The following is a 14472-nucleotide window of genomic DNA, read 5'->3' as shown; positions in this document are numbered from 1 at the left end:
CATGAGTTTCAAAAAGACCGTACGCACGCTGCCGCGGGTCGGTGACGGCCCCGTGTTCCGCCGCGCCCTTATCGGTATCGTGCTGATCATCGGCGCATTCCTCATTCTCGCGCCGCTGCTGATCATCGGCGTCGAAGCCTTTGCCAAAGGCTGGCAGGTCTATCGCGACACGATCCTGCATCCCGACACGCGCCATGCGATCATGCTGACCGTGCTTGCGGCGCTGATCGCCGTACCCATCAACACCGCCTTCGGCGTGGCCGCCGCCTGGGCGATCACCAAATTCGATTTCCGCGGCAAGGACTTCCTGCTGGTGGTGATCGAGATCCCGTTCTCGGTTTCACCGATCGTCGCGGGTGTTGCCTATCTCTTCGTCTACGGGCTGCAGGGCCTGTTTGGTCCGACACTTGATGCCTATGGCATCAAGATCCTGTTTGCCATTCCAGGCATCGTGCTCGCCTCGATGTTCGTCACCGCGCCGTTTGTCGCCCGGGAGCTCATTCCGCTGATGCAGGCCCAGGGGCGCGATCTCGAAGAGGCGGCCGTTTCCCTCGGCGCTTCCGGCTTCCGCACCTTCTTTTCGGTGACGTTGCCCAACATCAAGTGGGCGCTGCTCTACGGCGTCGTCCTTTGTAATGCGCGCGTGATGGGCGAGTTCGGCGCGGTTTCGGTCGTCTCTGGTAACATCCGTGGCCAGACCAACACCCTGCCGCTCCATATCGAACTGCTCTATCACGACTATCAGGCGGCGGGCGCTTTTGCGTCGGCGTCCATTCTGGCGCTCATCGCCGTCTTCACCATCATCGCCAAGGTCGCTCTGGAGCGCCAAGGGGCGGGCCGCGTCCGCCCAGTTGCCAATTCCGCGGAGAATGCATCATGAAGATCCGCCTTGACCACGTCGTCAAGACTTTCCAAACCTTCCGTGCCGTCAAGGACGTCTCCCTGGAGATCGAAAGCGGCGAGCTCGTCGCGCTGCTTGGGCCCTCCGGTTCTGGCAAGACGACGATATTGCGCATGGTTGCCGGCCTCGAATTCGCCGATGGCGGTCACATCTATTTCGGCGACCAGGATGCAACCGACATCCCTGTGCGCGACCGCGGCGTCGGCTTCGTGTTCCAGCACTACGCGCTTTTCCCGCATATGACCGTGGCGCAGAACATCGCCTTCGGCATGGAGGTCTCGAAGGTCAAGCGCGACAAGGCGGCCATCCATGCGCGGGTCGCTGAACTGTTGCGCCTGGTTCGCCTCGAAGGGCTCGGCGAACGGTTTCCGGCGCAGATCTCCGGCGGTCAGCGCCAGCGCGTCGCACTTGCCCGCGCGCTTGCCGTCGATCCAAAGGTCCTGCTGCTGGACGAGCCTTTCGGCGCGCTTGATGCCAATGTCCGGCGTGAGCTGCGACGCTGGCTGCGCGAAATCCATAGTGAGCTCGGCATCACCACGCTCTTCGTCACGCACGACCAGGAAGAGGCGCTCGATCTCGCCGACCGCGTGGTGATCCTGAAGGATGGCCATATCGTTCAACAGGGGACGCCGGAGGAGGTCTGCCGCGAGCCGAAATCGGCCTTCGTCATGAAGTTCCTCGGCGATGCCAACATGCTTCCCGCCGAGGTGCGCGATGGTCGGGCCTATGCCGATGGCGCGGTCATCGATGCCGCAGGGATCGCCGACGGCAAGGCCGAGCTTTACGCCCGGCCGGTCGATCTCGACTGGGCGGCGGGAGGCCCGGGTATCGCGGCCAATATCAGCCGGGTGATGGATCGCCCTGGCGGCCGCCGGGTGGTCGCGACGACGGAGCGTGGCGTGCCGCTGGAGTTGGACCTGGAGCCGGAGCGGATCGTGAAGGCCGGCGACACCGGTTACGTGACGCTGCGCCGGGCAACGGTATTTGCGATTTAGGCTGAGCGCGCGGCCAGCCTCTTGCCGCCGTCAGGCGAAGCGGAGGGCGGACCGAGCGCGCGCCTTGGCTGCTTCTTCTTCCCGGTTGCGTGGGGGCTGTGACGTCTCGAGCGCATCGAGCAGTTCTTGCGCGCATGCCGCAATCGAATTGACCGCGTGCTCGAACGCCGCTTCGTTCCGCTTGGACGGCTTGCTCGTTCCGCTTAGCTTGCGCACGAACTGCAGCGCAGCGTCATGGATCTCGGCGTTCGTCGCCGGCGGCTCGAAATTGAACAGGGGTTTGATGTTTCGGCACATGACGGGCTCCCGGTCCTCTTCGTTCTCGCTCCTGTCGAGGGCCGGATCTTAGTGCCCGTTCCTCGTCAGCGAAAGACCTTTACCGTCCGCTGCCTGCAATCCGACCGTTGGCCGGCTCCGCTCAGGAGTTCCGGCCGTTCTGTGCCAGGCGCATGCCGGCCGCGCGTCCGCCGCTCGGCACCACGACGATCTGCTTGACCTTGCCCTGCTTGAAGGCGGTCAGGAATCGCGGATAGTCGGCGAAGGCGACGCAGCCATGGGATTCCGCGCGCTTGCCGCGCAGCAGGTAGCTATGCGTCAGGAAGCCGTCGCGGCCGTGCTTGTTCCTTCCGTCGACCGGCAGCATGCGGATTGCCTCGACCCCGTGGAAACGCGTTTCGCGCATCCTGAGATTGTAGGTGTGCGGCGGGGTCGGTCCGGTCATTTTGACGTCGACGTAGCGCGGGTTGTCGGCCATCTTGCCGATACCGGAATGCGCCTCGAGCACACTGCCGTCAGGCATATAGACCTTGGCAGCGGTGATGTCGTAGACGGCGACCCCGTTGCCGGCCTTCGCTCCGCCGCCAAACATGTTACGCAACGCCTGGCCGAAACCGGTGCCGGCACTGTTCTCGGTCGGATCTTCCGGCCGTGCATAGGCAAGTTTCTGCTTCTTCGGCGCTTCGTCCGCGTCTGCCTTGGCTGTCTCTTCTTCCTTTTTCACCGCTGCGTCTTCCGCCTGCTTGGTCGCAGGTTTTTCGTCTTCGGCGGGCGGCTTTTCCGCTTGCGCGGTGCGGGGGCGGAATTGCGGCATGGGACCGACCGAGGGCGTGTCCTCATGGCTCGGCAGGGCGGCCGTGTCTTCAGCCTGGTCCTGGTCCGGTTGTTCGGCGAGATCGTCCTCGGACGGCGCCGTCAACAGAGCCGAAAAGGCGCTGCCTTCCACGTGGCTCTGTGAGAGGGTGGCGTAGGCGAGCTGGACCGGGTTCTTGGCAATGGCAACAGACGCCACCGGCGCGAAGCGTTCTGGCGCCGGGAGCTTTACCGTTGCGATCTGATGGTGAACCTGGGTAGCGGGAACGGGGTTGCTCGCGACTTTCTCGGACGAGAGAACAGCCTTTTTCACCGCGGCTGCAATCCGGGCGCTCTTGCCGATCGTTTCCGCATCTATCGGGAACAGGGCATCGTGCCCGAACCTCGCCTCGCTGGGAGCGAGGCTTGCGACCATGACGGGCTGCGCCGCGGCGGCGGCCACGAGCCGCGTCGCCTGGTTGGTTCTGGCGTGCTTGTCCCAGGCGCGCTCTTTGGTCGTCTCGGCCAAATGCAGCTGCGGCTTCGGCAGCAGGCGGCCGGAACCATGCGCGTAGGAACTGCCGATCGCGGCCATGCCGACAAGCGACCACGCAGCCGCGCCGACGAGGGCGGTGCCGCAGCAAGCGATCAGCAATGGGCGCAACAGACGGTGCAAAGACTGTGGGCGAATGATCTTACTCAACAACGCAAATCAAGCCAGATAATCTCACAAAGGCTCTCAGCCCGGCGAGCGAACGCCGCTGCGCGATTTCTGGATTGTCCCCTTCTTGACGACTGATGGACAAAAGATGGAGAAGTATGGTTAAATTTTGCTTTCCAACCGCCGAAATAGATCCCGGATCGATTTTTTTCCGCCGAAAAGGCCCATTTCGGCCGCTTTCCGGGCGACTAGTACTCGGACTACGCTCACACTTGCCTGTTGGGGTACTACGGATTGCAGCTCAGATGCGTCCGTTCTCAAAGGCCAGCCGGAAGCAGGCACCGCCGCTCTGTGAGGTGAGGATGCTCACGCGGCCTTTGTGTCGCTGCGCGATCTGCAGAACGAGATTGAGGCCGAGACCAGCGCCACGTTCGCGCGGCTTGAGGCGGTAAAAAGCCTCGAAGACGCGCTCGCGTTCCCCCTCCGGGATGCCCGGGCCGTCGTCGCTGACTTCGATCACGCCGTCCGGCTCGACCCGTACGAGGATCACGCCCTGGTTTCCGGCATGCTCGATCGCGTTCTGGACGAGATTGGTAACCGTCCGTTCAAGCGAGACTGCGTCGCCCTGTATCAGCGACTGCTCGGTGTTTTGTTCAAACGACAGGTCGTAGCCTTCGTCGATGGCGAGCGGAGCAAGGTCGGCAACGACGTTGCGGCAGAGCGCGACGAGGTCCACGGCGGTGAAGGGCCTGGCGTCGGCTTCCAGCCGTTGCAGATCGAGCAACTGCTCGGCAAGCGCTGAAATCCTTTCGCAGTCGGAGATCAACCGGTCGCGCTCCGGCCCTGAGGCGAGCAAGTCGAGCCGCGCCTGAAGAATGGCCACAGGCGTCCGCAGCTCATGGGCGGCGTCGAGAATGAAGCGCTGATGTTGGCCATAGGATTGATCGAGCCGGTGAAGGGCGCTGTTGATGCCGCGCACGAGCGGGCGGACCTCGCTCGGAACCGCCGTTTCGGCCAGCCGGTGGCTCCGGTGCGTAATGTTGATCTCATCCGTTTCGCGGGCGAGATCGGAGATGCCCCGGATCGCCCGGTTGACGATGCGGGGCACCGCGAAGATCGTGACGAGCGCGAGCAGCACCAGCATCGGCGCGACGAACAGGCGTGAGAACGAGAGGATGAGCGAAGGTTGGCTCAGAAGCGTTCCCTGTCCGAATACGGTGAAGCTGCCTTCCTCGTTTGTCATGCGCCGGATGACGGCGAGATAGTTCGATGGCGGGCCGTCGTCGCGGATGTCCGAATAGGTCATTCGGTCGAGGGCCACGGTCATGCCGCGGTAGATGTCCGGTACGTCGCCGGACTGAACGATCTCGCCCCCGTCGCTGCGCGCGATGAACCAGAAATGCGGTTGCTCGCGACGAACGCGTGCCAGTTCCGCGGTGTCAGCGAGTTCGAGCTTGCCGCTGGCACTCCGCTTGATCGCGCGGAACGCCGTCTCGACCGGGGCGGGACTGACGAGCGCGCCGCCTTCGTCAGCGACGACGAGCAGCGTGACGAAGGATAGGCCGAACGCAAGAAGCACCGCCAGCTGCAGAACCAGCAAGTGCAATGAGACGTTGCTTGAGAGACCGTGGCCAGAGCTTCCACACTATCCGCACCATGTTGTTGGACCGGCAACGCCGTTCGGCTGACGCTTTTATTGAGGCGGCATAGACCGGTGTCAGTAAAACCTTGCCGAGACGATTGTAAACGCGAGGTTGCACGGACATTACGCGGAAAGGGGGGGGGCAGCGAGCGGGCTCGACGATCGCTTGCGCCGTTACGGCTCAAGGCGTTGACTTGTCCCAGACCCTGGCGAAATCGACGAATGCCCTGAGCGCCGCCGGCATCTGGCGTCGGCCCGGATAATAGAGATAGAAGCCACCATAATAGGGGCACCAGTCTTCAAGGACGCGGACCAGCTTGCCCTCGTCGATGAGCGCGCGCACCTGGTCCTCGAAGGCAAAGGCGATCCCCGCGCCGAGAAGGGCCGCATCGACCATCATGTCCTGGTCATCGACGATCAGGGCACTGGTCACCTCGACCTGAACTTCGACACCGCCGCGCTCGAACTCCCAGGCATAGAGCCTTCCGCTGCCGAAGCGCAGTCCGATGCAGGACAGCGCCTTCAGATGCTCGGGAGCGGTCGGCCTTGCGTGGCGCTCGAAGAAGGAAGGTGTTGCCACGATCGCGGTACGCTGGCGCGGACCGATCGGGACGGCGATCATGTCCTGCGCGACGATCTCGCCAAAGCGAACACCCGCATCGAAACCCTCCGACACCATGTCGACAAGGTCGTTATCGACGACGATCTCGATGTTGACCTTCGGATGACTTTCGAGAAACCGCGCAACGATTGGCAGGAGAACCATTTTTGCCGAAGCGCGCGCCGTGTTGAACCTCAACCGTCCGATCGGCGCTCCCCGGAAATTGTTGAGATCGTCAAGGGCGTCCTCGATGTCGCGGAAGGCGGGCGCCACGCGGGCGAGCAGAAGTTCTCCCGCCTCGGTCAGCGCAACGCTGCGGGTGGTCCGGTTGAAGAGCCTAAGGTCCAGGCGCTCCTCAAGCGCCTTCAAGGCGTGGCTGAGTGCGGACGGCGTGCAGCCGATCTCGTCGGCGGCACGGCGGAAGCTCTGGTGGCGGGCGAGCGCAAGGAAAGGCGACAGGTCGGACGGCGATATGGTTCGCATTGATGAATGATATTCAACAACTCAACAAGAATCCAGTCGATTATCTCAGCAGACGTCTCGCAGTACAACCTTCCCAGCCGCCGACGATGGAGCGGCGAAACAAACCGGAGGTTCACATGCATACGTGGTTCATCACTGGCGCATCCCGTGGATTTGGTGCTCTTATCGTTGAAAAGGCCCTGGCGAAGGGTGATCAGGTGGTCGCGACGGCGCGCAATCCCAGGGCGATCGCGGACCGCTTCGGGGATCATCCCAATCTCCTGGCCGTCGCGCTCGACGTCACTGACGAGGCCCAGGCGCATCAGGCTGTGGGCCAGGCGATCGCGCGCTTCGGGCGCATCGACATCCTGGTCAACAACGCCGGCTACGGTCTCCTGGGCGCGGTCGAGGAAGCGACAGGTCCCGAGATTGAAGCGCTCTATCGGACCAACGTCTTCGGACTTCTGGCCGTGACCCGCGCGGTGCTGCCGCACATGCGCCGCCAACGCCATGGGCGGATCCTCAACTTCTCATCCGTCGGCGGCTACCGCAGCGGACCTGGTTTCGGCGTTTACTGCTCGACGAAGTTTGCCGTCGAGGGACTGACCGAGGCTTTGGCGGCGGAACTCGCGCCCCTCGGAATCTACGCGACGGCGATCGAGCCCGGTTATTTCCGCACGGATTTTCTCGACTCGACGTCACTGAGCATCAGCCCGATCGAGATCAGCGACTATGCGGAGACCGCAGGTGCCGTTCGCAGCAAGGCGAAGGAGATCAGCCACAACCAGCCGGGCAACCCCGACACGCTTGCGAACGTACTGATTGCGTTCGTCGATGCGGAGCAGCCGCCGGTCCGGCTTCCGCTTGGCAGCGACACGGTGGCTGCGATCGAGGCCAAGCACGCTTCGGATCGCGCTCTTCTTGCCCAGTGGCACACGGTTTCCGTTTCGACAGACTTCGAACAGGCCGTTTGAAACAGAGCCTGGATCGATTTTCTTCTGATCAGCAATAGATGCCGCCGGTACCGACTGCCCGGAACCATCCGGGGTTCGGTGCCGGCGATCCAATCCCCGCGTTTTCGCGCAAAGGCGCTTGTCGGGCTCTAAAACATGAGTATAAGAGACAAGTATTGGCGTGCGGCATCGGACGAGCCGCAGGTTTTCCCGCGAAGTTTGCATCATGTCTGAAGAAATCCACCCCCAAGACCGCCGTGGCGCGCTTCGCTAGGAAGGGTGGCTGATGGCAAGCTCTCTCAATCACTGGCTCGGTCTGCTCTTCAGGCGTCACCACAAGGAGGTGGTGCGCTACGCATCGCGCCTGATCGGCAATCGGGATGACGGTGAGGAAGTTGTGCAGAACGCCTATCTGCGCATGGTGAGGGTAGACCGCCGCAGCGTCGAGCACCCGCGTTCCTACCTGTTCAGGGCAGCGCGAAATGCGGCGATCGACTTTCGCATCAAGCTCGAGCGGGAGTGGTCGCGCCGGGTCGAATTGGACCAGGCAGACCGTCTGTCATCGTCGGACGATTTTGCGTTGCGGCTGGAATTTCGCGACAAGGTCGCAGCCCTTTCCGTTCTCTTGAACGAGTTGCCGGTGGCCTGCCGAACGGCCTTCATCATGAACAAGGTCGAGGGCCTTTCGCACCGCGAAATAGCCGAAACGCTGGGCATCTCGGTCAGCATGGTCGAAAAGCATATGCTGCGTGCCCTCAGCCAATGCCGCGACGTGCGACGCGAGCTGGACCATGTCTGACAAGGGGCGGCGATGAAACCGGCATCAGCGACAACGCAATGTCCCGCAAGGGACATCTCCGACGCGGCGCTCGCCTGGGTCGTCCGGCTGCATTCCGGCGAGGCGACCAGCGAGGATCAACGCGCCTATGATGCGTGGCGCGGACAAAGTGCCGAGCACGAGGCGGCGGCGATCGAAGCGGAAGCCTTGTGGGACGATGCGGCACACCTGCGCCGCGATCGCCAAACCGGTCTCGTCTATCCCGGCCGCGACACCGCGCTCCTTTCGCGCCGCCGTCTTCTGACCGGCGCGTTCGGCATCGCTGTTCTGGGAGGCGGGCTTGCCGCTTCGCGCCCCTGGCTGCGCATCCTCGGCTCCGACTATGCGACCACCACGGCAGAGACGCGTTCGATCAACCTGCCCGACGGGTCACGGGTGGTCCTCAACGCGCGCACTGCGATGGACGTGGATTTCGACGAACGGGCGCGCCGGGTGGTTCTGAAGGAAGGCCAGGCATTCTTCGACGTGGCGGCGGACGCACGACCCTTTCAGGTTGCCTCAGGTGAAACCATCGTCAAGGCCCTTGGAACCGCCTTCGACGTGGACGCCAATGCCGCCGATGGTTCGCTCGGCATTGCTGTCACCCGCCATTCCGTTCGCGTATCGCCAATGGCAGGCGGGGACCTCATGGGCGTTACGATCGCCGAGGGAGAGCGCGTGTCGGTCGGGAGTGACGGCGCCATCGGTAACCCTGTCGTGCAGGATCCGGCAATCGCACTCGCATGGCAGTCCGGCATGTATGTCGCCGAAAACCGCAGGCTCGGCGACGTCGTCGCTGCCCTTAGCCGCTATCACGGCGGCTGGATCGTCTTCAGCCACGACCGCTTGAAGTCGACATTGGTCAGCGCGGTGCTGGATCTCAGAACCCCTGACGCCTCGCTTTCAGCACTTGCGTCCGGCCTGCCGATCCGGGTCACGCGCATGACGCGCTTCGTGACATTGATCTCGGCGGTCTAGCCGGTTTCATTTTTTTTCGAACATCGTTGCGGGTTTTTGGGTGACGCCTCGTCTCGGCTTTTGAGGGGTGTGTCCTGCCAGCAGGAAGAACGATCCCTCGCTCACAGCATGGGAATAGGGATCAGATGTCCAGACAAACGGGGCGAAACAAACTTCTTGGCGCGGTCGTGGTCGCAACCACGGCGGTCGGTTCACTTCAAACGGCAATGCCGGCTCTGGCACAACAGGAACGGTCTGCCCGTTCCGGCGCCACCACCTTCGACATACCGGCGCAGTCCCTGACCGCGGCGCTTACGGCATTTGCGCGGCAGTCGGGGCTGAGACTTGCCTATTCGGCATCGCTGACCCAGGGGAAATCCGCGCCTGCCGTCAGCGGACCGATCCCCCCGGCAGAGGCGCTCTCCCAGCTTTTGTCCGGCAGCGGCCTCTCCTATAGCCTGAACGGCGGGACCGTCACGATCACCGAGCGCGTTTCCGGTGCGCACGCGGTCGGTGCGGCCAACGGCGAGACGATGCTTGCGCCGATCGTCGCCGGCGGCGGCATCATCAATCCGGTGGATGCGCCCTATGAAACGGCTGCGCCGACCGCCTACATCTCGCAAGAAAATATCGACCGCTTCCGCGGCTCGAGCCCGGCCGACATTTTCCGCGGCACGCCGGGCGTGCTTTCCGGCGAAGCGCGCAACGGCGCCGGCGCCGTCGACGTCAACATCCGCGGCATGCAGGGTATGGGCCGCGTTGCCGTCACCGTCGACGGAGCCAGCAATTCGGCCACGGTCTATCAGGGCTATCAGGGCATCTCCAACCGGACCTTCGTCGATCCGGATTTCCTGGGGGGCGTCGATATCACCAAGGGATCGGACGTCGCATCGAGCGGTATCTCCGGCACGGTGGCGATGCGCACGCTGGACGCCGGCGACATCGTGAAGGAGGGGCACACATTCGGCCTTCGGGTCAAAGGCGGCTTTGGCACCAACACATCCACGCCGCCGCCGGCCGGCACCACGGCGGGCTATGCCTGGCCGGGGGGCACCTGGGCGCCTCCGGTCGCAACGGCAAAAAGCGACGGAATGGACCGCCCCTCGTTCTTCGATCCGACCAGCGGCTCGGGCAGCATCGTCGGTGCGATGCAGGAAGAAAACGTCGACCTCCTTGCCGGTTACGCCTATCGCCGGCAGGGCAACTATCACGCGGGCACCAACGGACCCTCGGCAGTACCGGTCAGCATGGGACCGCGACCCTTCTGCTATGAGAGCGGCGTATGCCTGCCGCCCGCCCGGGGCTGGAAAGACTATATCGACAATATTGGCATCGCCAACTACCGCGCCGGCGAGGAGGTGCTGAACACCCAGCTCCAGACAAAGTCCTATCTCGCCAAGGGCACAGTTCGCTTCGAGAACGGTCACAGCCTGCAGTTCGGCTACAATGGTTTTCGCAGCGAGGCCGGCGACCTCCTGGCGTCGCGCCTGACCTCGGATCGGGGTCAGGCGATGCAGCAGGGCCAGACGGCGGGAACGAAGGTCGATGCCGGCACGCTTCGATACGGCTGGAAGCCTGACGACAACGACCTCATCGATCTCAAGGCCAATCTCTGGGCCACGCGGCTGGAGCTGCGCAATCCCCGGCGGAGCGGCGTGCTCTATCCGCAGCCCGGAGATTTCGGCCTGCCGGCCGATTTCCGCACCGGCTCCGACACCTTCATGTGGGGCGCCGATGTCGCAAACACGTCGGTTTTGACGACCGACTACGGCGGGCTCGACCTGACCTACGGCCTGTCGTTCCTGAGCGAGGATACGCGACCGAGCAAGTTCACACCGGAACTGGAGACCTGGCTCGACCTTCGCGATGGCACGCGGCAGGAGGCGGCGGCCTTCACTAAGGCTGCCTGGAAAGCCACCGATTGGCTGACGATCAATGGTGGCCTGCGCTACCAGCACTACTGGACCGAGGATCGAAATGCCCCCGAACAGGCCCGACCGGGCTACACCTACGACACAGCCCTCAGCGACGGCGGCTTCAGCCCCTCGGTGGGCGTGACGTTGGAGCCTTTCGACGGCACTCAATTTTATGTGAACTACTCGAGCGCACTGCGCTCGCCGAGCATCTTCGAGGGCGTTTCGGCCTTCACCATGAACGTCAATTCCAACCTGCGGCCGGAACGGTCGAGCAATTGGGAAGTGGGCACCAACCTGAGGCGCGAAGGCGTATTTTCGGCCGACGACCAGGCGATGATGAAGCTCGGCTTCTTCGACTGGAATGTCGACAACTACATCTCGCGCGAATGGTATACCGATCCGCGCGGGATCTCCGGCATGCGCATTCACAACATTGCCGGCGCGCACTTCCAGGGCATAGAACTGTCCGGTCGTTATGAACGCGGCGGCTTTACCGCCGAGCTCGCCGCCAACTACTACACTGACGTCGAGTTTTGCCGAACAGCGACCACTTGCGGACACAAGTCGCTCTATGCCGACTACGCCACCAACCAGGTGCCGCCGGAATACACGGTCGCGCTGACGCTGTCGCAGACATTCCTCGACGACGCCTTGACGGTTGGCGGGCGGATTTCTCGTACAGGATCGCGCGCGATCGGTCATGGCGACGTGACCGCGCAGGGCGCTTCCCAGTTCATCTCGCTGATCGACTGGAAGCCCTATACGCTGGTGGACGCGTTCGCCGAGTACCGGATCAACGAGACCCTGACGGCGAGCTTCCGCATCGAGAACCTGACCGACGCCTATTATGTCGATCCCTTGAGCCTGGTGCAGCAGCCCGGCCCGGGACGTACCTTCTACGCGTCGCTGAAGGCGGAGTTCTGAGCCCGCGAACCGCATGCCGTTCATGACCGCCCCGGCGCCGGCGCGGCCAGCTATTCGACGACTGCGGCGACGGGATTTTCGTCGCGGCCTCGCAGTGGTTTTTCCGGCATGAGATGAAAGAAGATGAGCGCCGCCGCCATCGCTGCGGCGCTCGCGATGAAGATATAGGTGAAGGGCACGGCCGAGGTAACCGTCGTGCCGAGCGGTTCCACCCCTTCGCCAGCAAGCGGCAGTCCGTTGCCAAGAGCGATCGCGCCGAATGCCGCGACGCCGAGGGCGCCACCGAGCGATCGCAGGAACGTCAGAACACCGGTTGCGACGCCAAGATGCGCCTGGTCGACGGCGTTCTGGACCGAAATCGTCGCCACCGGAAAGGTCATGCCCGAGCCGAAACCGGCGGCGAATGTCAGCATTTCGAGGACGACGAGCGAGGTCCGACCGGCGAGAGCAGCAAGGGCCGCCAGGCAAAGCAAGGCCAGCGCGCCGCCGACCAGCGCCATCCTCTTATAGTGAACGATGCGCGGTATCGTCCGCCCGCTGGTCGTCGCTCCACAGACGGTCCCAAGCAGCAGGCCGAGCATCACCACGCCCGAACTGCTGGCCGACAGGCCATGGAACGTTTGCGCATAGACGGGGATATAGACCGAGAGCCCGACATTGGCGCCCTGCGCCAGGAACATGGCGAGCGTTCCGTAGCGTACGATGGGATTGGCAAGCACTTCCAGCGAGATCAGCGGTTCGCTCGCCCTGCGCAGCCGCAAGGCAAAGGCGAACCAGAGCACGACGGAAGCGCCAAGCAAGCCGAGTATGACGGCGGAAAGCCATGGATAGCGGCTGCCGCCCCAGTTGAGCGCAAGCAGCAATAGCGAAGTCGCAGCGACGAGCAATAGAGCTCCGGCCCCGTCGATACGATGCGCGCGGGCGACGGTCGGCAGCTTCCTCAGCGGCTTGTTGATGATCGCCATCGCCACCAGCCCCAGCGGGATATTGATCCAGAAGATCAGCGACCAGTGCAGATGCTCGGCGAAGGTGCCGCCGAGCAGCGGCCCGGCGATGCTCGCGACCGCCCAGGTTCCCGATATCCAGGCGGCGTAACGCGCCCGTTCCTTGGGCGGTACGAGATCGCCGATGACGGTCTGCGCCAGCGCAAACAGGCCGCCGCCACCAAGACCCTGCACCGCACGGCCTACGATCAGTGTCAGCATGTTGGGCGCCAGCGCGCTTATCAGCGATCCCGCAAGGAAAATGATGATGGCCGCAAAGATCGTCGGCCGCCGTCCGTAGATATCCGAGATCTTGCCGTAAAGCGGCGCCATGGCCGTCGCGGTCAGGAGGTAGCCGGTCACGACCCAGGGCAGGTAGTCGCTATGTCCCAGCGCCTTGCCGATGGTCGGCATCGCCGGCGCCACGATCGTCTGGTCGAGTGCTGCCAGAAGCATGGAGAGAAGAACGCCGCCGATGATGACGTTCTTTTCCGGCTCGGAAAGGGCGGACCCCGTTGCTGCCATTGCATTTCGATGAAGCGTCTCAGTCATTCTTGCGGCCTGATTGCAATCCGACGTTTAGTAGTGCCGACGGCATTCAGAAAGGCTGGCATGCCGATAGTCAACCGCCTTGGCGATCAGACCGGACCGGCGCCTCCGATGCACCGCACGATGGTCTGCACGAGCGTAGCAGGATGCGGGGCTGTGCGGGGCGAAAACCTGCAGCCTGGGCTTGCTGATTTGACAAACTTTGCCAAAGTATGCCATGCTTGCCCGCAGGAAATGGAGACCGACATGGCGACGATGAACGTATCCTTGCCCGACCCGATGAAGGATTGGGTGGAAGCGCAAACGCGCACGGGCCGTTATGCCAACGCCAGCGATTATGTGCGCGACCTCATCCGCAGGGATCAGGAGCGAAATGACAAGGTTGCGGTGATGCAACGCTTTGTCGACGACGGTCTGAAGAGCGGCGTCGGGTCCCGCTCCAAGGACGAGCTCTTTTCCGCGGCGCTTACGCGCGCTGAAGTGCCGCGCGGATAATGGCGTTTCGGCTTTCCGTCGCGGCAGAAGAAGACATCATCGCGATCGCCGCAGATGGGGTGCGCCTTTTCGGCTCCGCCCAGGCGCGGCGATATCACGATGAACTCTTCGCCGTATTCGCCTTGATTGCCGCCAACCCGCGCATGGCGCGCGAACGCACGGAGCTGTCGCCGCCGATGCGCATCCATCCGTTCAAGGCGCATCTGGTCGTCTACCGGGTCGAGGCGGACGGCGACATCCTCGTCGTTCGCGTCCGTCATGGGCATGAGGACTGGATCAGCAACGCATTTTAAGCAGGGGACGGCGCCATCGGGCGCCGTCCCCTGTTGCTTCTCGGTCGCGAGGCAGTTGCCTGCGGCCGGTGTCAGACGCTCTTTCGCGTGACGAAGCGTGTTTCCAGATAGGCCTCGATCGCTTCGGATCCGCCCTCGGTGCCGTAGCCGGAATCCTTGATGCCGCCGAAGGGGACTTCGGGGAGCGCCAGACCCAGATGGTTGATCGAAATCATTCCGCTTTCGACCTCGCTTGCCAGGCGGTGGGCGCTGCGC

General features: G+C 63.4%; 14 protein-coding genes. 8 read left to right on the top strand and 6 right to left on the bottom strand.

Features of this window, described 5'->3' with window-relative positions; all coding sequences use genetic code 11:
• Window position 1: 1 nt before the first annotated feature.
• Both cysW and ASE71_RS27050 read left to right on the top strand, forming a co-directional pair.
• Window positions 2–880 (top strand): sulfate ABC transporter permease subunit CysW, encoded by an 879-nt coding sequence (gene cysW, locus ASE71_RS27055; protein WP_060520278.1) that lies wholly within the window; start codon window positions 2–4, stop codon window positions 878–880.
• Window positions 877–1896, top strand: coding sequence for a sulfate/molybdate ABC transporter ATP-binding protein (locus ASE71_RS27050; protein WP_034798163.1), 1020 nt, complete (start codon window positions 877–879; stop codon window positions 1894–1896). Before cysW ends, ASE71_RS27050 begins: the two co-directional genes overlap by 4 nt.
• A 30-nt stretch (window positions 1897–1926) precedes the next feature.
• Here the strand turns inward: ASE71_RS27050 and ASE71_RS27045 are convergent, their stop codons facing one another.
• From ASE71_RS27045 to ASE71_RS27030, 4 genes are all read right to left on the bottom strand, one after another.
• Complete coding sequence (locus tag ASE71_RS27045) at window positions 1927–2193, bottom strand: DUF2277 domain-containing protein (RefSeq protein WP_034798165.1); 267 nt, start codon at window positions 2191–2193, stop codon at window positions 1927–1929.
• Between the two features lie 121 nt (window positions 2194–2314).
• Entirely contained in the window at window positions 2315–3667 is a 1353-nt protein-coding gene (locus ASE71_RS27040) for a DUF2778 domain-containing protein (protein ID WP_244496898.1), read from the bottom strand.
• Between the two features lie 259 nt (window positions 3668–3926).
• The gene (locus ASE71_RS27035) at window positions 3927–5231 is read right to left on the bottom strand and encodes a sensor histidine kinase (RefSeq protein ID WP_063891202.1); all 1305 of its coding nucleotides are present in this window, start codon (window positions 5229–5231) and stop codon (window positions 3927–3929) included.
• A gap of 217 nt (window positions 5232–5448) precedes the next feature.
• Window positions 5449–6351, bottom strand: a complete 903-nt coding sequence (locus ASE71_RS27030) for a LysR family transcriptional regulator (protein ID WP_060520277.1) — start codon at window positions 6349–6351, stop codon at window positions 5449–5451.
• A 116-nt stretch (window positions 6352–6467) separates the two neighbouring features.
• Here ASE71_RS27030 and ASE71_RS27025 point away from each other — a divergent pair, with 116 nt between their 5' ends.
• From ASE71_RS27025 to ASE71_RS27010, 4 genes are all read left to right on the top strand, one after another.
• Entirely contained in the window at window positions 6468–7304 is an 837-nt protein-coding gene (locus ASE71_RS27025; RefSeq protein WP_060520276.1) for an oxidoreductase, read from the top strand.
• Between the two features lie 265 nt (window positions 7305–7569).
• Window positions 7570–8082, top strand: coding sequence for a sigma-70 family RNA polymerase sigma factor (locus ASE71_RS27020; protein WP_060520275.1), 513 nt, complete (start codon window positions 7570–7572; stop codon window positions 8080–8082).
• A gap of 12 nt (window positions 8083–8094) precedes the next feature.
• A complete protein-coding gene (locus tag ASE71_RS27015; RefSeq protein ID WP_060520274.1) occupies window positions 8095–9078 on the top strand; it encodes a FecR family protein in 984 nt (327 codons plus the stop codon).
• 125 nt (window positions 9079–9203) lie between these two features.
• Entirely contained in the window at window positions 9204–11897 is a 2694-nt protein-coding gene (locus ASE71_RS27010; protein ID WP_060520273.1) for a TonB-dependent receptor, read from the top strand.
• Window positions 11898–11947: 50 nt separating this feature from the next.
• On the opposite strand, the gene ASE71_RS27005 is transcribed toward ASE71_RS27010, so the two are convergent.
• The gene (locus tag ASE71_RS27005; RefSeq protein WP_244496897.1) at window positions 11948–13405 is read right to left on the bottom strand and encodes an MDR family MFS transporter; all 1458 of its coding nucleotides are present in this window, start codon (window positions 13403–13405) and stop codon (window positions 11948–11950) included.
• Between the two features lie 270 nt (window positions 13406–13675).
• On the opposite strand from ASE71_RS27005, the gene ASE71_RS27000 reads away from it, so the two are divergent.
• Both ASE71_RS27000 and ASE71_RS26995 read left to right on the top strand, forming a co-directional pair.
• Entirely contained in the window at window positions 13676–13924 is a 249-nt protein-coding gene (locus ASE71_RS27000) for a type II toxin-antitoxin system ParD family antitoxin (protein WP_034798187.1), read from the top strand.
• Entirely contained in the window at window positions 13924–14217 is a 294-nt protein-coding gene (locus ASE71_RS26995) for a type II toxin-antitoxin system RelE/ParE family toxin (RefSeq protein ID WP_034798189.1), read from the top strand. Before ASE71_RS27000 ends, ASE71_RS26995 begins: the two co-directional genes overlap by 1 nt.
• 71 nt (window positions 14218–14288) lie before the next feature.
• On the opposite strand, the gene ASE71_RS26990 is transcribed toward ASE71_RS26995, so the two are convergent.
• Window positions 14289–14472: aldehyde dehydrogenase family protein (locus tag ASE71_RS26990; RefSeq protein ID WP_156411761.1), on the bottom strand; the 184-nt coding region annotated here is incomplete at its 5' end.

It is taken from the genome of Ensifer sp. Root954, assembly GCF_001429005.1.
Lineage (GTDB): Bacteria > Pseudomonadota > Alphaproteobacteria > Rhizobiales > Rhizobiaceae > Ensifer > Ensifer adhaerens.
Note: the sequence above shows the minus strand (reverse complement) of the source record. Positions and strands in the feature narration are given on the sequence as shown.